The 23711-nt window shown below is 38.9% G+C and carries 11 protein-coding genes; 5 read left to right on the plus strand and 6 right to left on the minus strand.

Features of this window, described 5'->3' with window-relative positions; genetic code table 11:
* Positions 1-17: 17 nt before the first annotated feature.
* Together IPM47_12045 and IPM47_12050 are read right to left on the minus strand one after the other, a co-directional pair.
* Positions 18-2804 (minus strand): T9SS type A sorting domain-containing protein, encoded by a 2787-nt coding sequence (locus IPM47_12045; protein ID QQS27615.1) that lies wholly within the window; start codon positions 2802-2804, stop codon positions 18-20.
* Positions 2805-2948: 144 nt separating this feature from the next.
* On the minus strand, positions 2949-3809 hold the full coding sequence (locus IPM47_12050) for a PASTA domain-containing protein (GenBank protein ID QQS27616.1): 861 nt from the start codon (positions 3807-3809) through the stop codon (positions 2949-2951).
* A gap of 487 nt (positions 3810-4296) precedes the next feature.
* On the opposite strand from IPM47_12050, the gene IPM47_12055 reads away from it, so the two are divergent.
* On the plus strand, positions 4297-12240 hold the full coding sequence (locus IPM47_12055) for an HYR domain-containing protein (protein ID QQS27617.1): 7944 nt from the start codon (positions 4297-4299) through the stop codon (positions 12238-12240).
* 130 nt (positions 12241-12370) lie between these two features.
* On the opposite strand, the gene IPM47_12060 is transcribed toward IPM47_12055, so the two are convergent.
* From IPM47_12060 to IPM47_12070, 3 genes are all read right to left on the minus strand, one after another.
* Positions 12371-13231, minus strand: a complete 861-nt coding sequence (locus tag IPM47_12060) for a DUF1571 domain-containing protein (GenBank protein QQS27618.1) — start codon at positions 13229-13231, stop codon at positions 12371-12373.
* Positions 13232-13335: 104 nt separating this feature from the next.
* Complete coding sequence (locus tag IPM47_12065; GenBank protein ID QQS27619.1) at positions 13336-17964, minus strand: hypothetical protein; 4629 nt, start codon at positions 17962-17964, stop codon at positions 13336-13338.
* A 372-nt stretch (positions 17965-18336) separates the two neighbouring features.
* A complete protein-coding gene (locus IPM47_12070) occupies positions 18337-19248 on the minus strand; it encodes a class I SAM-dependent methyltransferase (GenBank protein ID QQS27620.1) in 912 nt (303 codons plus the stop codon).
* Positions 19249-19601: 353 nt separating this feature from the next.
* Between IPM47_12070 and rbfA the strand changes: the two genes are divergently transcribed.
* The 3 genes from rbfA (at position 19602) to IPM47_12085 (ending at position 22150) form a co-directional block, all read left to right on the plus strand.
* The gene (gene rbfA, locus IPM47_12075; GenBank protein QQS27621.1) at positions 19602-19985 is read left to right on the plus strand and encodes a 30S ribosome-binding factor RbfA; all 384 of its coding nucleotides are present in this window, start codon (positions 19602-19604) and stop codon (positions 19983-19985) included.
* Between the two features lie 117 nt (positions 19986-20102).
* Entirely contained in the window at positions 20103-21677 is a 1575-nt protein-coding gene (locus IPM47_12080; protein QQS27622.1) for a hypothetical protein, read from the plus strand.
* A 56-nt stretch (positions 21678-21733) separates the two neighbouring features.
* Positions 21734-22150, plus strand: a complete 417-nt coding sequence (locus tag IPM47_12085) for an EVE domain-containing protein (GenBank protein ID QQS27623.1) — start codon at positions 21734-21736, stop codon at positions 22148-22150.
* Here the strand turns inward: IPM47_12085 and IPM47_12090 are convergent.
* Entirely contained in the window at positions 22147-22482 is a 336-nt protein-coding gene (locus tag IPM47_12090; protein QQS27624.1) for a hypothetical protein, read from the minus strand. The two genes, IPM47_12085 and IPM47_12090, sit on opposite strands and share 4 nt — an antisense overlap.
* A 294-nt stretch (positions 22483-22776) precedes the next feature.
* Here IPM47_12090 and IPM47_12095 point away from each other — a divergent pair, with 294 nt between their 5' ends.
* Positions 22777-23697, plus strand: coding sequence for a rhomboid family intramembrane serine protease (locus tag IPM47_12095; protein ID QQS27625.1), 921 nt, complete (start codon positions 22777-22779; stop codon positions 23695-23697).
* Positions 23698-23711: the final 14 nt, after the last annotated feature.

Below are 23711 nucleotides of genomic sequence, written 5' to 3' on the forward strand. Positions count from 1 at the left end.
TATTAAAACAAATAACCTTATTGTTTGAAGAATTTTGAGGTGCCTACCATTTCCATATCCCAGTTTAAAAGCCGTAAGACATACATACCGGAGGGTAAATGATTGACCGAAATCTGATTGTTTTGTAATTTATCGGACATTACCAATCTGCCCATCAGGTCAAATACCTGAACATCCAACCAATTAAAAACCTCTAAACTTGAAGGTAGCCGTATATAAAGCAACTCGTTAGCCGGATTAGGATACAGGCTGATATCAAAGGGAGATAGGGGAAGTTGTGGATTGTCAATTCCAACATTCAGGTTTCCATCAGGCAACGCTGATCCGACCACCGGCCGCATCATCAAAGCACCATCATATATTGAACCTAACCACTGTCCGCCGGTATTGTAAAAAAGTTTACCTGAAGCGTCATTGTTTCTGTCTAATCCAATATTTAACAGGTTTTCAAACCTTTGTTCAATTCCGATATAAAGTGTATCGTAGGGAACCGGCAATGGTTCATCTAAAAGGTAAGTCCAAAATCCGTTTATTTGGTTCAGATAACGAGGCATATTAATGGTCTCCCCTTCATAAATCAATTCATCCAAAACAGGAACTGCGAGTGGTAACCCTGTTTCAATGTCAACATTAATACGTCTCCAAACTCTGATGGTAAACTCGTGATTGGAAACATTGGAATTCATGTTTACAAAGTTAATTTGCAAAGCACGAAGGGTATCGGGATGATTAAGAACATACTGACAGGCTAACTGTGCTCCCGTTCCATACAAACCATAAGCCCGTTCTGCCGTACCGTCATCATAAGCAAAGTAATTGGCAAATTGTTGGTACTGGTAAATCGTATCATTATTGTAATTTAATTCCGTACTTCCGACAGATACATTTAATCTCCAGATATTTTCAAAAATAATGGTGTCTTTTCCTTCAAAAAGAGCAGAATTGCTGTTTAAAGCTGCTGCAATATCGTCTTTAATAAATACTGCTGAAGTTGTAACTATATTTTCTATAGAACCCAACACATCTGCTGTACCTGCATTATAGAGATATAATTCAGTTTCGCTGCAAACGTCATTGATGGTATGAGTTAAGGTACGATTGGCAAAACCGAGGTCGTTGTTTCTGACTTTTATTGGCACATCAATGGAAGGTGCAAGTTCTTTATCAATAAAAGGGTAAAAATGAGACCATGGCATTGCAGAATAATTTTTTAACATTGGAGGAGCCGGATCAACAAAAGCAACATCTTGCAATAAAGGGTAGATAGAAGGCAGTTCTGTGCTTGCCTGTACATAATCAATATTCCAATGGTCGTTGTTTCCGGAAACAGTTGCTCTGTTCCTAAATCTGAACCTGAACCCGTTAAAAAATGTATTGGGGTCTGAAATTTTTACTATTGCCGAAAGAAATTCAGGAGTTTCACTGGCAGATAAACCATCTATTCCCCATTGAGGTACCCAGGTAGTATCCTTCACTTCTACTGTAAAGTCTTGATTAACAGAAAGAATGGTATCATTCACATAAGTTAAGGTGGCATCAGGATTTGTAAAATCAAGGTAAATCGAGTTGCCGGCTCCGTCAACAAAAAACACATGAGTATCCGGGTCATAATTTATCATGTTTACTGCAGGAACTTCGATATTGATGTCAATATCCGCACCGGTATTGTTGGCATCATCGTCATATTTGATATGAAAACCATCAACTAAGGTTGTTACTACAAAACTGCTGTCCCTAACTCTTGGAATATAAGTTTCAAGTACTAAGCTATCTCCCGGATTAGGAAAATCTCCATACCCTTCGGCCTGGTAAAAAAAGCGAAGAAACACGGTATCTCCCTCTACTAATCCCGCATCAGCCAAACAAATCGGACGGGAAGTCAGCACATCTCCTATACCATCAATCAGATCACTGCCATCAACAACCGGAATATAAGGATTTCCGTACTGGTTTAAACCATCTAATGTTGCAACCCCAATACTGGGTGGGTTTATGGAATAAGTATCATTGATCAGAGCTCGGTCATCTATCCAGATTTGAGGATCGGGATAGACCCAGGAAGTTGAAAAGTCTTCAGTAAACGGCAATGAGATTGTAGGCTCTTCAAAAATCTCTATGATATAATAAGAATAGCATTTCTCCCCTTCTTTGTTACTTCGGATATAATAAATTCCGGTGGGGAGATTTGATGCTAAAGCACTTTGTGTTACATAATTGTGCACTAAATTGTTTTGGTAGTCATAAAGGCGATAATTGATGCTGACATCTGTGTCAAATATTTTTCGCAAACTACCCAGAGAGTTACAGAACGCATTTTTCTTGGTGGCATCCCAGTTTTGCCGTTTGATAGGAGCTATATTTATATCATCAAGTTCATATCGCAAAACAACCAGATTTCCGAGATTGTCTGTAACAGTGATAAAATAGGGGCCGGAAGGTAATTGGTCAAAGGTAAATTCAGGTAAAGTGGTTGCTCCTGAAGCCTGATTTATTCCGATTGGAGAAGTAAGGGTAAAAGAATAAGGAGGTTGCCCGTTTTCAATCAACACTGTAATATTGCCATCATCTTCTAAACATTCTGATGGAGAATTTGAAGATGAAACAAAGGGGTTAAAATCTAATACCCCCAAGCAAGCCTTATCGAAGTTTCGCCGAAATCCCTTTACCTCTTCTCTAATGACGGGGCGTTCATGCTGATTGTATTTCAATGGAAGGAGAAATTCCTGTGCAGATAAAGGAAGGTAAAAAGTCAAAGAAAGAATCAGATATAGTAAAAAACGGGGTTGTTTTGTTGAGTTTTTCATCGTATCGGATTAAATAAGAAGAACTGAATGGTAAACCAACATACTAAACAAGATAAAGGCTTACTTATTGTCGTTGAAAAGATTAAATGGGTTGTAATGAGTTATATTTGACAAGTCGAATTATTTTAAAAAGCCCGGCTTTTTTTAGTGGCTATTAGAATTGTTGGTATTATCTGGTAATGTCTGAGGAGTAACCTGGTCTATGGTATCTCCCATTTTTAATGCCGGACTTTCCGGGTTTTCGCGAACAAACAAATCTACCGGTTCACCTACAGTAATCAACCGGTCTCCATCTGTTCCGCCATCAGGGCTTTGACGAACGACAAGTGCATTTTCAAGGTCAACGATATGTTCTTCTTTGGTAACTAAACCTACATTGAGGGAATAGCCTCTTAGTGCCAGTTTTGCTTGTAAAAAGGTCAGTCCTACCAGATTAGGCACAGTAATCCGCATATTGCCCAAACCATCACCCAATACCAAATCAATTGCTGTGCCTTTTGGCACTTTGGTTCCGGGTGCTACGCTTACATTATTCATTTTAAGGTCTAAAACAGCGTTTTTGGCCAAATCAGGCACTCTGATTTGTTCCCCTACTCTCAGTCCGGCAGTTTCCAACTGAACTTCTGCACTTCTCAGGGAGGCATCAATAATATTGGGTATCGGCACTAATGGTGCATTAACCGCATTGACAGTCAGATATATCCTTCGGTTTTCTTTAACTTTTTCACCGGGTTTGGGTGTTTGGTCAATAACTCCGGTGGGTGGCAGTTCTAATGAATAGGCAGAGTCTAAAACTGTATATCTTAAATTTAAACTTTCGAGGCGTTGCTCTACCTGTTCAAGAGTAAGTTTTCGGATATCAGGAACTGTTATGCTTTCTCCATGATGGGTGTAATGGTTGAGCATTAAAAATATCATTCCAACCAATATGGCAGAAGCCGCTACCATCAGTCCGATATGCCTCCAAAAGTACTTAGTAAAAACAAACTGAACAAATGTTGACATGCAAATTGCTTCGTAACAAAAATGAATATGGTAATTAAAAAACGATATTCTAAATCGAGGCGTAAAATTACCTAAAAAAGGTATTATATCTACTTTTAAAAAGCAGGAAGCACTCAATTTTTGTAATTACCGTTTTTTAATCAGAAAATCGGATAGCGTATCCTGATTAATTCTCAGAAATACACCGGCATAAATTGAATAAATTATTTACATGTAAACAGTAAAAAGAATTAGTTATTTTAAACCCCTGAACTATTGAGAACTGCTTCAATCTGCATGAAACTTGTGTTTCAGAAAAAAATTACAAAAATACTATCAACATAAGCCGAATTATCAGGTTAATTTGTTTAGTTTTGTTTGTATAACTTTGCCCCTAAAAAGTTTACTTACTGAATGTTTTTTTTGGCATGTCCAAACTCCAATTATTTACCCTATACCAATGGTGATTGCGGGAGATTTTTCTGATAACTGCGAAAACCTGTTGCTTATGAATACACTCTCTACCTATTTACAAACCCTGTTTTTTTTTATTTTCATCTCAATTCTGGGGGTACAAACTACAAATGCACAGGTCAGTATATACAGTTTTTCTCAAAATGTTGGAGTTTATACACCCGTTATAGGTGGAACCGTTTTGGGAACAACAGCCAACAATACTCAAAGATTTGTTGACCCTTCCCTTACAGTCGGTGGTACTTTAGATACCGGCCCTGGTTTTCCGATTGGATTTGATTTTGCATATAACGGAGTTTTGTTCGACCGGATTGGCATTCATACTAAAGGATGGGTCAGTTTAGGAACGACTGCAAACGGAGTTGATATGGCCTCTACTTCCATTGCAACTCCGCTTTCTTCATCTGCTTTTATTTCACCCAACTATTTGCGCAGTAGAATTGCGGGAGCCGGTTCGAATTTGCAGGGGCAAACCGGATCAGACTTAAGAATTGAAACAACAGGAACTGCCCCGAACCGGGTCTGTGTTGTTCAATGGACAAATTACCGGGTTGGCTTGCAATCCGGCATGAACCTGAATTTCCAAATCAGGTTGAATGAGGCGAACCATACTATTCAGGTTGTATATGGCACGATGACATTTAACAGTACTACAAATACAGCAGATGTCGGGTTAGGCGGTTTTACTTCTTTTGACTTTAACAATCGCAGAACCATTTCTCCACATAACTGGAACAACACATCTGCCGGTATTACCAACACTTCCCGGTGTACGATGGTGAATTCGGCGACTCCCCCAACATCCGGACGCACTTTTACCTGGACTCCTGCCGGTTGTCAGATACCTTATGCCTTTTCAATCACTGAGTATGGTGCTACAACAGCAACCATTAATTTTTCCTGTGCCAATTGCGGCAATACTTTTATTATAGAATACGGTCCCTCCGATTTCACACCGGGATCCGGTGCAAATCCGGGTATTGGAGGTACAGTAATTGTTGTATCAGGTACATCCGGAGTAATTACCGGACTTTCTCCGCTTACATTTTACGATGTTTATGTTCGTCAGGTATGTGGAACTAATTATAGTTTAAACTCGAATCCTTTGAGCTTTTTTACACGTCCTCCCAATGACGATGTATGCGATGCAATTGCACTGAATTTAGGGTTAAACGGAACCTATACCAACCAAAACGCTACTGCTCAATCAGGTGAGCAGTTTCCGCCTCCATTAGGATGTAATGTCCAAAATGGATGGTGTCCTGAAAACAATATTGAAAACTCAATATGGTTTGTTTTTACCCCCTCAGCATCGGGTTATTATGCCTTTGATTGTTATGGTTTCGATGTACAGGCTGCATTGTATGATGCTGTTTCCTGTTCTGAAATATTAAACGGTTCCGCTTTTCAGGTAGCGGCAAATGATAACGGCAGTTCAACTCAAAGTCTGGGAGCTTTGATAAGCCCCGTTTGTCTTGCCGAAGGAATTACTTACTATCTTCAAACAGACGGATATTCTGGCGCTACCGGAAATCTTAGTATTCAGGTCAGCTATCTCGGTTTGCCACCGCCTGCTACATTAACTTGTCCTGAGAATCAAACAGGAACTGCTTTGTTCAGCGATTGTGAAGCTTTCGTTGAAATTCCTCTGCCCATTATTGTTGGAGAATGTGCTTATTACAATTTTTCAAACGATTATACTTTGTTGCAATCCGCCAGCGCAGTTTACCCTGTGGGTACTACGACTGTTACTTATTCACTGATTGAATCACAAACACCAACTACCTGTAGTTTTACTGTAACAGTAATAGATCCACTGCCTTCAACAGTACAATGCAAGGACATTTCCGTTGAATTGAGTGAATCCGGTAATGCTGTTATTCTTCCTGCAGATGTCTTTGATTTTAGCGAGAGTTGTTTTAATCCGGTTTCATTGATTTCAGTTTTCCCCGAACAATTTACCTGTGCTGATTTAGGGATCAATACCGTTACTTTAACTGCTCAGGATGCTATGGGGAATACGGCAGATTGTAATGCTTTTATTTCAGTTACTGACCCTCATCCACCTTTTGCTTCCTGCCAAAACATAACGGTCAATTTAAATTCTGAAGGAGTGGCCTCCATTTTGCCCGAACAGCTTAATAACAATAGTTCGGACAATTGCGGGATTTCTCAATTTGGATTGTCTGCAAATAATTTTTCCTGTATCCATCTTGGACAAAATTCTGTGGTTTTGACAGTAACTGATGGTGCTGGATTTTCCTCTTCTTGTCAGTCTGTTGTTACTGTTTCAGATTTAATAGCTCCCGTTGCTACTTGTCAGAATATTTCCGTTTTTCTGGATGACACCGGAACAGCTTCGATAACAGCAGCACAAATCAACAACGGAAGTTCTGATAATTGTCAGATTTCTCTTACTTCCGCCTCACCAAATGTGTTTACCTGTATTGATTTAGGAATTAGTACTTCGGTTCTGACTGTTTCTGATATTGCCGGCAACAGTTCTTCATGTCAGTCGGTTGTAACTGTAGGGTTTCAAAATCCCCCACAGCCTGTTTGTCAAAACTTAGGAGTGGTACTCGACAATACAGGAAGTGTTTCCATCTCTACGGCTCAAGTTTTTAATGGCAGCACAGATGTTTGCCTCACAGTTGTTCCGGTATCTGTATCTCCTGAAAATTTTACCTGCAATAATTTGGGAACCAATACAGTTACCCTCACGGCGGTTGATGCAGTTGGCAATACTTCTTCCTGTCAGGCCATTATTACTGTAAGTGACAATCTTGCACCAACTGCTAATTGTCAGGATTTAACTGTTTCTGTAGATATATCCGGAAATGCAACTATTACCGCAGCTCAGATTAACGATTTGAGTGCTGATAATTGTCAGGTTAGCTCATTAACTATTGCTCCAAATTCGTTTTCTTGTTCTGACTTAGGTCAAAATACAGTGGTTTTGACTGTTACCGATTTCTCGGGAAACAGCTCAACATGCTCTTCACAAGTTACGGTTGCAGATATTTTACCACCCTCAGCTTTTTGTCAGGACGTTAGTGTCAATTTAGACCTTTCAGGAAATGCTTCTATAACCCCTTTACAAATCAACAATGGTAGTCTGGATAATTGCGGTGTTTCCGGATTTTCTGTATTTCCAGAAAATTTTACCTGCGCCAATATTGGGAATAATATAGTTACATTAACGGTTTCTGACGTTTCGGGGAACACTGCAACTTGTCAGACAAATGTTCTGGTAGTGTTTACTGCACAACCGGACGAGCTTTGCCAGAATATTTCCGTGTTTTTGAATCAAGCCGGAACCATTTCCATTTCTCCAACTGAAGTGTTTATTGGTAACACTGACGATTGCGGTGGAATTAGCCCACTTGCAGTTGTCCCAAATATTTTTTCCTGTTCTGATATTGGTGTCAATTTGGTTTCTCTGACCATGACGGATGTTCAAAACAATACTTTTTCTTGTCAAGCTGAAGTATTGGTCGCTGATAACCTGCCTCCAATAGCTGAATGTCAGAACCTGACTGTAAATTTAAACAGTTCAGGAAATGCAGGCATTACTCCATCTCAAATCAATAATAATAGCACAGACAATTGCCTGATCTCCCAACTAAATGTTACCCCTGAAACGTTTACCTGTACAAATTTGGGTCAAAATACAGTAGTTTTAACAGCAACAGACAGTTCGGGACATACTGCTGCCTGCAATGCCACTGTAACAGTCGCGGATATTATACCGCCTACGGCTTTGTGCCAGAATATAAGCATTGATTTAGATCTGACGGGGAATGCTACAATCACCGCCGGTCAAATCAATAACGGAAGTGTTGATAATTGCGGCATTTTTGACTCTGCTGTTAATCCAAATACTTTTACCTGTGCCGATATTGGAAACAATACTGTAACACTTACAGTTACGGATGTGTCAGGAAATACGCAATCCTGTACAGCTAATGTGATTGTTGTTTTTAATGCCCAACCGGATGAGTTGTGTCAAAACATTGCGGTACAACTTTCAGGAAGTGGAAACGCTTCTATATCCCCCAATGATGTTTTTATCGGCAATAACGATGAATGTGGAGGTATCAGCCCAGTGTCTGTTCTACCCAATAGTTTTAACTGCACCCAATTAGGGCAAAATACGGTAACTCTTACTGTAAGCAATATTATTGGCAACACCTCTTCTTGTCAGGCTTCCGTTATAGTACAAGACTTAATAGCACCGGTTGCTGATTGTCAGAATTTAAATGTTGAATTAAATCCGGCAGGAAGTGCGGTGATTAGTGCCGCTCAAATAAACAACAACAGTTCAGATAATTGCGCTGTAGGCAATTTGAGCCTTTTTCCAAATAGCTTCTCATGTGGCCAATTAGGAAGCAACACAGTTGTACTGACAGTTTCTGATGTGTCGGGAAACACGTCAACATGTTCAGCAGTGGTTAATGTTTCTGACAATTTACCCCCAATTGCAGGTTGTCAGAACATCAGTGTATTTTTAGATAACTTCGGAAGTGCAAGTATCACTGCAACACAGGTAAACAATGTCAGTATAGATAATTGTCAAATAAGTTCCCTGAATGTTTCTCCTACAGTATTCGGCTGTGCTCAGGTAGGCAGCAATACAGCAACGTTAACGGTTACTGATACATCGGGCAATACAGCTACCTGTCAGTCAGTAGTGCAGGTTATTTTTAACCCTCCTCCATCAAATTGGTGTCAAAACATTTCTGTCAGTCTGAATGAATCAGGTTCTGCTTCAATATTGCCAAATCAGATATTTACAGGAGGATCAGATGCTTGCGGGGCAATTTCTGCATTGTCTGTTACGCCAAACAGTTTTAATTGTTCGAATATTGGGCAAAACACGGTCTTCCTTACGACAACTAATGTAGTCGGTCAGACCTCAAATTGTCAGGCATCTGTGATTGTTAGCGATTTTATAGCTCCGGCAGTCCTATGTCCGGCAAATATAATGGTGGGTAATGATTTAAATAATTGTGGGGCTACACTTATTATTCCAATTCCTTCTTCGTCAGACAATTGCAATATGGTTTCCTTAACTAACAATATTACCGGAACAAGCAATGCCGGAGGGTTTTACAACACCGGTTTAACAACAGTGTATTATCTGGCAACAGATAATAATGGAAATACGGCCTCCTGCTCTTTTACGGTTTTGGTCAATGATATTCAGCCTCCTGCAGTCAATTGTCCGGCAAATGTTTCCGTCAATGCTATCGGTTGTTCACAGTCAATCAACTGGCTCCCTCCGGTTGTTTCAGACAATTGCTCCGTTTCAACAGTTAATCCCAATATACCATCCGGTTCTGTCTTTAATGTTGGTGTTTCAACCATCACTTATTCAGTTTCAGATGTTTGGGGAAATACGAATAGTTGTAGTTTTACAGTCACTCTCTCCGATATAACCCCTCCCAACATTACCTGCCCGAACAATATCAGTCAAAATACTTCGATAAACAATTGCACTGCGACGGTGAGTTGGACCTCCCCTGTTCCTTCAGATAATTGTAGTTCCAGTTCTGTGAGCAATTTAACTCATTCTCCGGGTAGTACTTTCAATGCCGGTATAACTACTGTTGTATATACAGCAACTGATACCTGGGGTAATACAGCTTCTTGTTCTTTTACGGTAACTGTAACCGATGTTCAGCCTCCTGCTTTGGAATGTCCTGAAGACCGGACAGTCAGTACCTCTCCAACTACCTGCAATGCCGCCATATTGATAGGATTGCCTGTTACCTCCGATAATTGTAGCAGTGTAACACTAACTAATAATTTTACCAATGCACCGGATGCCAGCAGTATTTATCCTTTGGGTAATACTGTGGTTACTTATTCAGCAACTGATATTGTTGGAAACCAATCAACTTGTTCATTTAATGTTACCGTAATTGATACTCATGCACCAACCATTCAATGCCCGGCGAATATCACCCAATCTTTAACAGGCACCAATTGTTTTGCTATTGTCATAGTTCCTCCTGCCTCAGCATTGGATAATTGTTCTGCTTCAACTTTAACCAATAGCCTGACAGGCACTGCAAACGCCAGCGGCGCTTATTTGTTAGGTCCGACCACCGTTGTTTTTACAGCCACCGATCAGGTTGGCAATTCTTCAACTTGTTCCTTTACCGTTTTGGTTCAGGATATTACCGCTCCATTCCTTCCAGCTTGCCCTTCTAATATTTCTACTACAGTTCCCTCCGGTATTTGTACGGCAACTGCAACCTGGAATACTCCCTTTGCAAATGACAATTGTTCACCTTTGACAGTTACTCCGTCAATCCCTTCAGGAAGTACTTTTAATACCGGAACAACAACTGTAATTTATACAGCCGCAGATTCATGGGGCAATTCCTCAACTTGCTCATTTACCGTTACTGTGGTGGACAATCAGCCCCCCACAATTACTTGCCCTCCTAATATGACATCCTGTAGCAATTATCCTACATGGCCTTTACCACAATACAGCGATGCTTGTGTTGTAAGCGCTCTGACTGCAAACAAAACGCAAGGAGCATATATGGCACCTGGGTTGAATACGGTAACATATACAGTAACTGATGGTAGTGGAAACACGGCAACTTGTTCTTTTTCAATTAATGTAGCCCCTCCTATTTCCATCATATTAAGTACTTCTAATTATGGATTACACAATGTTTCCTGTAATGGCGGCTCGAATGGTATTATTACAGCCTTAGTCGGGTTCGGGGGAGTAGCACCTTTTAGTTATTTATGGTCAAACGGCTCAACCTCCAACTTATTGAACAACCTGACTGCTGGAACTTACAGCGTTACGGTAACAGATGCCATAGGTTGCAGTGGGCAAAACATAGTTACCCTGACCCAACCCCCTCCAATTATATGTTCAATGACAACCACGCCTGCATCTTGTTTGGGAATGGCGACAGGTGCGGCAAGTGTAAGTGTTTCAGGCGGTGGTGCGTTTCTTACTTATCATTGGAGCGGACCGAACGGTGCGATGGGTGGTGTTACTAACAGTCAAAACAACCTGCTGCCCGGTGTTTATCAGGTAACTGCTACTACTACAAGTGGCTGTACATGTATTACTTCAGGAACTGTAGGTGCTTTATCTTCTACGTCATCTTTGACCGGTAGCATGACTACCACTTCCGGAGGATTTCCGCCTTTTGTGTTCAATGTCAGCAATATCAGTTTTTCGGGTGGCAGTATTCCCTACACCTTTGCCTGGATTACAGCCGGATATGTGCAGTACTCTTCGGGCAGTACGGGTGTTTCGGTCATCTATACCGATGCATCGTATTGGAGCGTTACCATTTCCGATAACAATCCCTGTACCGAAGGAACTTTAATTTTCAGCAATGCACCTGATGTGAATACAGGAGTTTTATCTATAATTAATGTAACTACGAATGGAGATACAGGCAACAGTAATGGCAGTATATCGCTGACTGTTGTTGGAGGAAACCCATGCCCCACCGGGAATGCTTATAACTTTTCGTGGGCAGGCCCAACAAACTGGCTTCCTGCCGGAAGTACAAATAGCCCCAATATCTCAGGGCTTCCTTCCGGTTGGTACATTTTAACCGTAAATGATTGTGGGCCGGATGGAATCCCCAATTCAGGAGACGAGCAAGTGAGTTATGGATATTATTGGATTCCTAAAGCCATCAGGGGACGTGGAAAAATCCCGGAAAACGCTGTCATGGAAATATTTCCAAATCCAGTTGCCGATTTAAATACTTTGGCTTTTGTGTTACCAGAAACTGAGCTTGTTCAGGTATGGTTATATGACCTGACCGGAAGGCGGATTGCCTGTTTGTTTGAAGGACAAGCTAATGGGTTTGAACCTCAATCAATTAAATTTGGCAAAGAAATTTTTGCTTCATCCGGAATTTATTTTTGCCGTCTTGAAACTGCCTCCGGTTATACCGAGCAAAAAAGGGTAGTTGTAATAAAATAACCTCAGATTAAGTTAAACACTTCTGGTCTTGAGGTTGCTTTTTGCTTTTAATGTTTTGGGATATATATTCCTACATATTCAGGCAATCAAAAACCTTCAAACTTCGACAACCAGAATTCATTAGCAATGGTTAAAAACCATAATCGCTCCATCCTTCACTAAATTCTGCCACACTAAACAGCGGGTTTACCTTGACGTTTTTAAATTCGTATTGTTCAAACAACCCTTTATCATCTTCCATTTTTTGAAAAATTGGAAGGTTGGATTTTTTATCTACATATAACGTAGTTTTTTTTGCGTAAGAAGTGGGGATTTTAAGAACCTGACCGGCTTTGATGTCATAATAATCATCTACACCAGGGTTCCTTTCCATAATCATATATTCCGCTATGTTTTTAGCTTTTGCTATATCGTAAAGATTTTCACCAGCCTTGACTGTATAGTTGACAAAGTTAAAAGTAGGGTCGGTTATTTGCAGGACATGACAATCCTTACCATCATAGGTCGTAGATCCGGTCAGTTTAAACACTTGTTCGAAGCCGTTTTCTGCCATTGATCTTTTCATGGCATCCTGAACGATTCGTTTCAGTTTTCCAAAACCAATTGACAAAATTGTGTGGTGTTGAGTACTCATCATTTGTTTGCTTGTTGGCAATAACTTGACATTGACATAAGGAAACCCGTTGGGTTTGATAAGTGCTTTACCACCTCTTTCACCATGTGAATACAATACTTCAATATGTCCTCCATCTGCGGTAGTTTTTAAATATACTTTCAAGGGGTTTAAATGGGCTTTTGTAAAAGTTTCAGCTATATTCCATCCCTTGATCATGCGTTCTTTTTGATGAAAAGTGTATTGCATTGTTTTGGTGTTGTCTATTGCAAGAAACATTTTGTCAATGACTTCTTTAGTGGCCGAACTGTTGGGAACAGAGGTAAATCCAAAAGAAGAAAGCAAGATAATTGTGGCAAGCAGGCGAAATTGCTTCATAGTTGACTGGAAATTTGAGTTGTGTGTTGAAATGAATTTTGAAAAGATGGAATTAACGATAACTTATTTATAGTTGGTATGTTGAGGTTTGTAAAAAATTCTTTCTATTCAGGATATACGTCTTGTTTTCGATTGATACAGAAAAATTTAAGCGTAGTTTCTTCGCCTAAATCAGGGGCAGAAACATGAATCAAATAAATACCACTTGCAATACTTAGATTGTTTTGATTTTTTAAGTCCCATTCTACCGTATTGATTTGTTTGGATTCCTCCGTTCCTCCGGCAGCAGTATCCATATCCGGATATTTAAAATCAGTTTTAAAAGTTCTGATTAAAGAACCTTCGAGTGAAAAGATTGAGATGTTTGCTTTTGCGGGCAAATTGGTGATTTTGACTAAGTTATCATTGTTAGAAGACTCATACATAGAAAAGGCATAGTACGGATTGGGCACAACATTTACCAGACTTAAAGCTTTTTGTGCAATTTCGGTCTGTTTTTTACGGACTGCTAAGTCTTTAAAATCAAATCTGTATTGTAATTTAGGCTGTTGATTATCCTTTTGTTGGTAAGGTCGTGCAACCCTGATATTAATTTCAGCCATAGATGGGATTAGTCCATCTTCCGGTGATTTCAGACCAAAGCCCTGAGTGATATATGGAAGAGTAACCCACATTGCATCATCAAATACCGCCCGTTTGTGGGTTATATTATTATCCAATTCTGATTCAATGAGCCTTTGTTGGTTGACTGCACCACCATCATATCTGCTACTCATTACGTAAACATAATGTTCACCTCCAATTCTGAACATGCTTGACGAGGTTTGAGAGCTGATTAATGTTGAGTTGGGATTCCAAATCATATCTTGCCCATTTTCACACGCAAAAAAAGAATTTTCACCAAAAATAATATTTAGCCGTTCTCCGGTTTCAAGGTTAATTGCATAACCCGGAAACCACGAACGACCAATATCATAAGCATCATATAACTCTGCTCCATTGACTGTTGTAAAATCAGTTGGTTGGTCAATATCTGTGGCAGCAAAAAAAGTGGATGCCTGTCTGACAACGTTTAGACCATCCATATTTGTGTACAGAACAGCCGAAGCGTTACTGCCCGAAACAAAGTAACGAATGCCCGGATATAAAACCCCTGTATTGACAGGCAAGGCGTAATTATTTAGTTCATGATTCCATGAAGCGTGGTGTCTAATTCCGTTTTTAACGGCATTCCCCTGTGCAAGTATCTTATCTTTGCTCATCTCAATTACAACAGATTGGGTCCACTTGCTTTTATCGGGAGTAAACACTAAATCAATACTGTGGATGTTTTCCAAATTAAAGGTAGGAGGCATTTCTTCTCCCGTACAGTCTGAACATGCAGGAGATAGGGGTTTGTAGAGAGCAGGTGTTGAAAATTTTGGATTAGTCAGACAGTAAGGTGCAATTTTACCATCTATTATATTTTCGTACAATTCTCCCGGATCATAAAAATCATCAGAGGTTCCAGTACGGTTGTCATTGATTACACTGTTTTCTGTACTCACCAAAGAACCCGATCTAATCCAGTTGAAAGGAGAATTGCCCTCATCATCGGAAACGAGAGAAAACCAGTTTTGACGTAAGTCTTCAAATTTCAATGAAGCAGAAAGGACAGCGTTTTCAAACTTATTGGGCTTTTTTTGTTGCTGTATTGCAATCGAAAATCCAAGTGATTGTCCTGAATATCCTCCTATTGGCTGAACATACCCGTTGTTGATATCCTGGCTTGAAATAAACAATTCTCCCGAAGTCAGATTTTCTAAAGTCCATTTTGACTTTGGTGAAATCGTGAATCCTTTCAACTCTTTAGCAATATCATTTTCAAGAACATCTAAAACAGTACTTGTTCCGGTTTGTATAAAAAACAAATCATCATTTGCACTTAGCAAATCTATGGCTGCAACCTCAGCAGGGTAAACCTTGATATGGATATAAGCTGATTTGCTTTCAAAACCTTCGGAAGAGATGGTATATTTTATCCGGTCAATCCCGTTAAACTCTGAATTTGGCTGATAAGTAACAATTCCCGTTTCGGCATTTTGCGAAATAATTGCGCCATTTACAGATTGCTCAACAGAGGCTAAAGAAAAATTTATACCATCTGGAGCAAAATCATTGCTAAACAAAGGAATATTGACTGTTGAAGCCTGGGATCTTTGAAGTATTGCCGTGTTGTCAAAAGCCATCAATTCTTCAATTTGTGGTGTTCCGGCAACTATCACCACAAAAGCATGGTCAGTCTGCCCTTCATAATCTGTTAAATCATAAGTAAAAGCAGTAATCTCATCCGAATCAGGTGATTCATACAAAAACACTTCGTGCTCATTGTCTAAAAGCAGGGTTCCTGAATTAGGATAAGTATAACTGGGAAAAGTATTATCTTCGATTGTGAGTAAAAATTCTGCTTCCGGCACATTGAACGGGTCAAAAATCTGAATGTTCAGAGGACCAAACCCTCCTTGATAAACCGGGTTGTCAAAATAGCCGTTTTGAATTATTTGTAAAACACTTTCCTCCGAAAGTTCTAATAACTGTCCTCCGTTTCCAATACCAGAAATTCGGGTAACTGGCGGACCTTCACCAAACTGGCTGTTTAGCTCAATTCCATCCCGTTGTGGTGCAGGTATATGTGGAATTGCAGTAAAAATCTTAATGTTGTTTCGCCCTTCGAGGTAGGGTGTTGGCTGAGATTTAGCAAAAGGAAAGGCCGGATTATATGGTTGAAATGAATTGGCAGAATAGGCAACCGCAGAAAAGTAGTATTTCTTTTGATTGACCAATCGTTTATTTCCGGTAGCAAATTGATCTTCCGTAATCCGGAAAGAATTGACTATTCCATTGTTGCTTCCATCCACTTTTAGCTTTGGAATTAAAGTTAGAAATTCACTATTTTTCTCCCAGTTCACCAATTTTGACAAACCATCTTTTTTGTCAACTTGTGCTACAAGCCGGGCATAGTCAGGGTCATCATATTGATCGGGAGTAACGTTTTGAGAAACCAACTGATATAGTTTGTAGCCCTGAAAAGTGTATAATGAGTCTGAAATGTCCTGAGAAGACAGTATCCGATCGGCTACTGCAAATTTTTCAAAAGCATTATTTGAAGTGACGGTATCATTCCAAAGTGAAATGATTAGTTCGCGATCCAACTCACGTATAAAAAGGTCAGGAGCATCCGGACCGGTCTGAAGTTGAAAGCATAAGTCAAACAAAGCCTGTGCTTTTCTGGAAGCTTGTATGAGCGGTTGAAAGGACGGACATGGATGTTCCAAACCATCCCGTATCCAAATCATATTCAATAATAAATCTTCCGAAGAACCCGGAGATAGCGAAAAAGGTCCGGTAGCCTGAATAAAATAACGAGTAAATGGGGTATTATTCTCTGAACATTCCGACCATGCTTCAGGGTTGGTATCAGTCGGATCACTCGGGTATATAAATGGATAGATTACTTCTCCAAAAGCTCCATAGCCTCCATACGTTAAAAAAGTGCCATTAGTCCATCTTCCTCTAAGATAATTGTAATAGTGACTGGCAAGAAAAGGATCTGAATCAAAAGAGAAACCTGTACCCAGTTTCATGAATGAGGTCATGCCCAATTCCTGATATATTGCGTTTCCTTCAGTATCATATCCAATGATTTTACGGGGAGTTTTTATAAAATCAAATCCCAACATTGGTGGAGTATCGTTATAACCAAGTTCATCAAATTGATCTCCGTTATAAAATACTCCAATATTTTCTTTTGGAATACAACCCATGTAATCGTCATAGCTCGTTCCAATATGTGAAAGTGCGAAAATTCCAAGATAAATGCTGTCAATCTTTAGACTCGACTTGTTTTCTATGTTGTAGTGATAAAAAGTCATGTTGTTTAATTCGTCAGATGTTTTATAGGCAAATGCCATAATACTGACTTCAAAACCCAATGAAGGTGAAGGGGTAAACTTATGCTCATTGCCGTTATCATTTATAATATACCAAATCATTTGATCAGCATAAATGCCTTCGCAGCCAAAGTCAAGAGCCGGGTGGTCTCCTTTTACAGGATTATACTGACCGTCATCGTCAAAATCATAAAATGGTGCCAGATTTTGGTTAGCAGGAAGTTCAAAATCAACAAACCAAGGATTGTTCTTACCTGGCCAAAATAAAATGTTATCAGGTATTTCCGTCGGATTTAGATTGCCCTCCGATTCTTTGAAACTTTTTTTAAAAATATCAATCTCATAGCTAAATACTTCCCAAAAGCGATTAAAATTTTGACAGGTTTCAGACATAGTTTGCCCATTATTATCTAAAGGTCCCGGCCAATAGTCATATCCATTCGTGGCGATACCTTTTCCGGCAAATCTCAATTGTCCTAAATTATCTATTCCCCCCATCCACATAGCTCCACCACACAATGAATGAAGTGATGGTTGACCCGATCCTGTTTCTACTTTAGGAACTTCATATCCGGGGGTGGTTGTGATAGGATCATACCATCCATCTCCGGTAAGCAAGAGTTTTGCCCTTACATTGTTAACATTGAGTTCTGTTTGAGATAGACCCGGTAAGCAATCGGAATTTTCCTTTTTTTCATCCGATTTTTCAGGAATAAATCCTTTTTTTGCAAAGCCGGTTTGGATTTGTACTACAAGGAATAGGATACAGACTGCCAACAACATAATCATCTTTTTCTTTTTCATCTTATATCATTTTAAGTTTAACAAAATTAAAATTCAATTGATGTCTAAATTACACTTCGGCTATCTCATATATGTAGTAATCTTCACCAAAATAGTAACTTTTTTATCACTTTTATTCGTAAGCTTTTTATTTCTTCCAACAAATTATCAATTTGGAGTTAGGTGCTGAAAATTCAGGTAGATTTTAGACAAAGAATTTCATTTATACTATGAAATTTGTTTTTCAAAATGCCACCTATAGCCTAAAAGAAGAGTATGGTAGGAATCAACGGTTATTTCAAGTTGCTAATCACCGAAATACACAACATAAGCAGGCCTTGAAAATCCTGACAGATTAAATGCAACGATTAGTTTTGCGATGTTGAAACTGTATCAGGGTGTCGTATTTGTTTTAATGAGGTATAAAAAAGAACCAAGCGGAAGTTTGTTTCCAAAGCTGTCGGGTAAAAACAGTTCTCCATACCTTATATAGTGCAGGAAACCAGAAAAATGAAGGCGGAATAGATTTTCAAGAATTAAAGCAGACCATCCAAGTGAATAGACATTGATGATAATAAATCCGTTAGGCAACAACAAGCGACTGCACAATTGCAATAATTCATCCAAATCTTTTTCAATAATCCATTTTTCACCGTCTGGCCCTCTTCCATAAGCAGGAGGGTCTAAAATGATGCCTGTATAACGGTGATTACGCCGGGTTTCGCGCCGGACAAATTTTAGTGCATCCTCTACAACCCATTGTATCGAATTTAACCCGGATAATTCCATATTTTGTTTAGCCCAATGAATTACCTGACGGACAGAATCGATATGAACAACTTTTGCACCTGCTGAACAAGCAGCCAAAGAAGCACCACCGGTATAGGCAAAAAGGTTTAACACTGAAGGTTGCTCTTCATTTGTTTGCTTTATAGTATCGTAAATAAAATTCCAGTTAACAGCCTGTTCCGGAAATATCCCGACATGCTTAAAGCCCGTTAATCCGAGCCGAAACTTGAGACTCATTTCCTTGTAGTGATAGGATACCTGCCATTGGTCGGGCATATTGGCTTTTTTTTGCCAGTTGCCCTGTTCATTCCCATCTGCTATTCTCTGTTTTTCGGAAAGCCTGTTAAATCTCGCATCTGCTTTTTCTAACCAGTCCTCTTCAGAAAGGCTTTTTTGCCAAATTGCCTGCGGTTCAGGACGGCGTATGATATATGCTCCGAATCGTTCTAACTTTTCAAATCCACCGGTGTCAATCAAATCATAATCAGCCCAGGGTTCGGGGGTTAACAGCTCCATCTGTTTTAAGTATTAGATTAGAGATAGCGATTGAAATTCCGCCAAAGTAATTTTGGTTGTAATATACGGGATGTTTAGGGAATGAAATGATTTGTACTGTGTAAAAATTGCGTTTGCTTTACAATACTTTCCCAGTTTAACTCCAAAACGTTAAGCTAAAGTTGAAGATTTTTTAAACCAATTTTAAATGTTTACTTTTACATTCTGAATAAATACACAGAGCAAGGAACGCTGCATTGTGAAAGGTTGCTTTAAAACTATTTGCAACAAATCAACGTTCTATTCCCTATCCTTTACTTTTTGATATAAAACAGAGATATCTGAGTAATCAAAAAAATATACCAAAATACATTATGAATACAGAGAGTATTAAGCAAAAACAAACTGCTTCCCTGATACATCATCATTTGGCTGACCTTTTCATTAAAAATTCAGGGAAATATTATAGCAACGCATTTGTAACCATTACCAATGTCCGGATTACTCCCGACCTTTTATTGGCTCGAATTTATTTAAGCGTCTATAATCAACCCGATAAAGCTCAAACGGTACAGCAAATTGCAGACAACTATCACGTTTTACGCCATGATTTGGGTGGAAAACTTCGCCATAAGTTGAGAAGAATACCCGAACTCGCTTTTTTTCTCGATGATACTTTAGACGAAGTTGACAAAATTGAAGACCTGTTTAATAAATTAAAAGATGAAGGTGAAGAACCGGATTACAAAACAGAATAAACACTATAGTAAAGAACGGGCTGAAAGGTAAAGTCGTCTTTATTGGTTAACTGAAACTATACGTCGTATATTTGTCTGAAAAAATAAAATTTCCATAAACCTACTAACATAGGAAAAATGGCCACCTATTCTACTGATTTGTTTGACCTGATCAAAACACTGACTGTAACTGAAAAAGCTTACTTTAAAAAATATGCTTACAAGCAAAACACAGACGCAAAAGACAACCCTTATTTGCGATTGTTTGATGCAATAGATAAACAGGAAGAGTATGATGAAGAAAAACTGGTAAAAAAATTTTCTAAAGAAAAATTTGCCCAAAAGTTCTCGGCTGCAAAAAACTACCTGCATCAGTTAATTTTAGATTGTCTGGCAAACTATGATGCAGCAGGCATTTCTATCCGACATAAGTTAAGGATGCAAATCAGACATATTGAAGCTCTGATTGACCGCGGTTTAATGGAACAGGCTTTAAAAAAAGTAGAAGCTACCCGAAAACTCCTTCATCCGGACAATATCATAAATCAATATAGCTGGCATATTGAACTAATTAACCTGCAACTCGAAATTCTGCCCTATAAAACAGAAACTTTCGATGAGCGAATGAAATTACAAAACGAAAAAAGCGAAATTTTTGCTGTTACCGGCAATTGTCAGGAATATTATAACCTATATCTTAAATCGCTTCACTTTCTGAATCAAACAGGCATCAGCAGACTCGACCGCCATAAACGTCTTTATGAAGAATTTACTGAAACTGTTGCTCATCCTTTGTTAAGTGATCTCAATCTGGCTTTGTCATTTAATGCCCGCCTCTTCTTTTGTAATACTTGGGTTAATTATTACATGGGCAGTGGAGACTTCTACAAAGCATTGCATTATGCACAATTGCAACTCGATCAGTTTAATACCCCGATGCTGAAAACTGGAAATGTTCAAAAATATATGGTATCGGTAAAAGGAGTTCTGTTGCCATTGATTAAACTTGAAGACTATCATAGATTCGACAAATTAGTCGAACAAACAGAACAATGGTATTCTTCCAACCTAAGTAACATCACTCCCGAGTCTGTCAATGTAGTCATGGATGCCATTTATGGCGCACCTTTCGATGCTTTTTATTATCAGAAAAGTTATCGAAAAGCCATTTCTTTGATCCCAAAAATGCGCGAATATCTCGCAAATGCCTTTGCACAGCGCAATAAAGGAAACAACCTGCAATACAGACTTAACATTGCCGCCCTTTATTTTTATGAAGGAGATCTAAACAATGCACTTACCGAATTAGAACTACTTTTAGATGACAAAGATTTCGACACCCTGCCTGTAATACACGGAAGTGCCCGTATTTTGCATCTGCTTATTCATTTCGAATTGAAAAACGATTTGCTGCTCGAATCTTTAGGCAGAGCTACTTACCGCTTTTTATTCCAAACAGAAGCTTCTAACAATGTTGAATCATTAATCATCAGATTTATGCGCAATAGTGCACAATTTGCCGATAAAAAAGAACTGAAAGCAGGATTGACAAAACTGCGTCAAAAACTCGAAATGTATGCAGAAGATGAATTCGAACAAGATTCTTTTTACCGCATTCACTATTTAGAATGGGTAAACAGCAAATTAGAAGGCACTACAGTGATAGACTGGGCAGAAAAACATTCTTCTTTGGTAAAAGAATTGAAAGGTTAGACCCATGACCATTTAGATATTCTTTTTATACTAACACCATTTAAATATTCATACCCATGCAGTATTGGTTAATCAAATCAGATCCGGAGACTTACGGATGGCCGGAATTTGTCGAAAAAGGAACGGATATGTGGGAAGGAGTTCGAAACTATGCAGCACGAAATAATTTGATTGCTATGAAAACCGGTGATTTAGCCCTTTTTTACCATAGCAACATAAATCCTGCTGTTGTAGGTATTGCAAGGGTTGTCAAAGAACATTATCCCGATCCGTCAACAGATGATAATCGTTGGGTAGTTGTAGATTTTACCGTTGAACGTCCGTTAACCTATCCCGTTTCGCTTAAAACGATAAAGTCTAATCCTATTTTTGCTAATATTGGCTTGGTCAGGCAAAGCAGATTGTCAGTAATGCCTTTGACGGAAACTGAATTTAAAGAAATAGTCCGCCTCTCTGAAGTTCAGGAAAATTAGTTTGTCAACTTAGTGGATGCTAAGGAAGGTACCCACCTGATTGCAGCAAGTGAAGCATTTTTATATTCAATCCGGGCAATAAATTCAAGCGTTTCCCCTTTCTTGTTCTCTGCCCAAACCTTGCGATAAGTATAAATATGTGGTTGACTTGCTTCTGAATCCGGAAACAGTTGTGATACATCATTTGCCGGAATGTTTTCCGACAATATATAAGACAGTTCATAATGATTCAGAAGTTTTGAAAGATGTTCGACTTCTTCATTAACCCCGTTGTTTCCCGAAACATACCTGCGATAAGTCATAAACCCGATAAACACAGCAATGACTGCCATCAACCAAAAAAAGGGATCACTGAAAATATCAAGATATTTACCTAACACAACCGAATACTTTAATTTATATGGAATAACGATAACACGGGGAAAACAAACCTTTGACCGATTTAGTTGATTGTTTGCGGACGAATGCAGTTTGTAAAACAGGAAAGCCTGTGGATTTTATTTTTTTCGTACTTTTGACAAGTTGTTTGTAAATGCTGAAGTGAAGCAACATATCACCACCATTATAAACCTTATAAACAACTGTCTTTTTTCTAAATCTTATTAAGAAATCTAACTTTTGCTGGAATGGATTCAATCATTCAGGACATAAAAAATCAGTTTGAGCATGGTAGCATGGTTACTCGCTTAGTGTTAGTAAACATCTTTGTTTACATAGCCGATAATATTCTGCATCTTTTGTTTTTTTTAATCAGTCTTCCTTATGTTTATGATTCTGTCATGAAGTGGTTTATGGTTACTGCTTCGCTCAGGGAAATTATTTTCAAACCATGGTCGTTGGTAACCTATATATTTTTACACGACGGGATATGGCATCTCGCTTTCAATATGTTGACTTTTTGGATTTTCGGACAAATACTGTATAATTACTTAGGCAACCGGAAAATTTTACCAATTTTTATTTATGGCGGAATTGTCGGCGCTTTGATTTGTATTTTGATGTTTAATGTCCTGCCTGCTTTACAACCGTTTCTTCATGTCCCTATGTTGGGTGCTTCTGCCGGAGTTATGGCTATTGTTTTAGCTGCTGCTACCCTTCAACCCAATCATCAGATTTCTTTGATACTTTTAGGACCGGTCAGAATCAAATATATTGCTCTGGCTTTTATTCTGTTAGATTTGACCACAATTGCCAAAGACAATCCCGGGGGGCATATAGCTCACCTTGGTGGGGCTATTTTTGGGTATTATTTCATCAATCAGTTGCAGCGCGGCAACGACTTGTCTATCCCCTTCAATAACTTTGTAGAAAAGGTGCTCTTGTTTATCAAAGGATTGTTTAACAAACATTCGCTCCGCGTCAATAAAAACCCAAAATATGTTTACCCTAATTCAGCTAAACAACAAAATGCTGCTCCTCCAAATTCTTCCAAATCTGCTTCTGATCAGGAACGTTTAGATTATATTCTTGAAAAAATAGCCAGCGTTGGTTATGAAAACCTGAGCAGAGAAGAAAAAGAATTTTTGTTCAAAATGAGTAAAGACTAATCCAACCATTTGGG

It is taken from the genome of Sphingobacteriales bacterium (genome assembly GCA_016700115.1).
In the GTDB taxonomy this organism is placed as follows: Bacteria; Bacteroidota; Bacteroidia; order Chitinophagales; family UBA2359; genus UBA2359.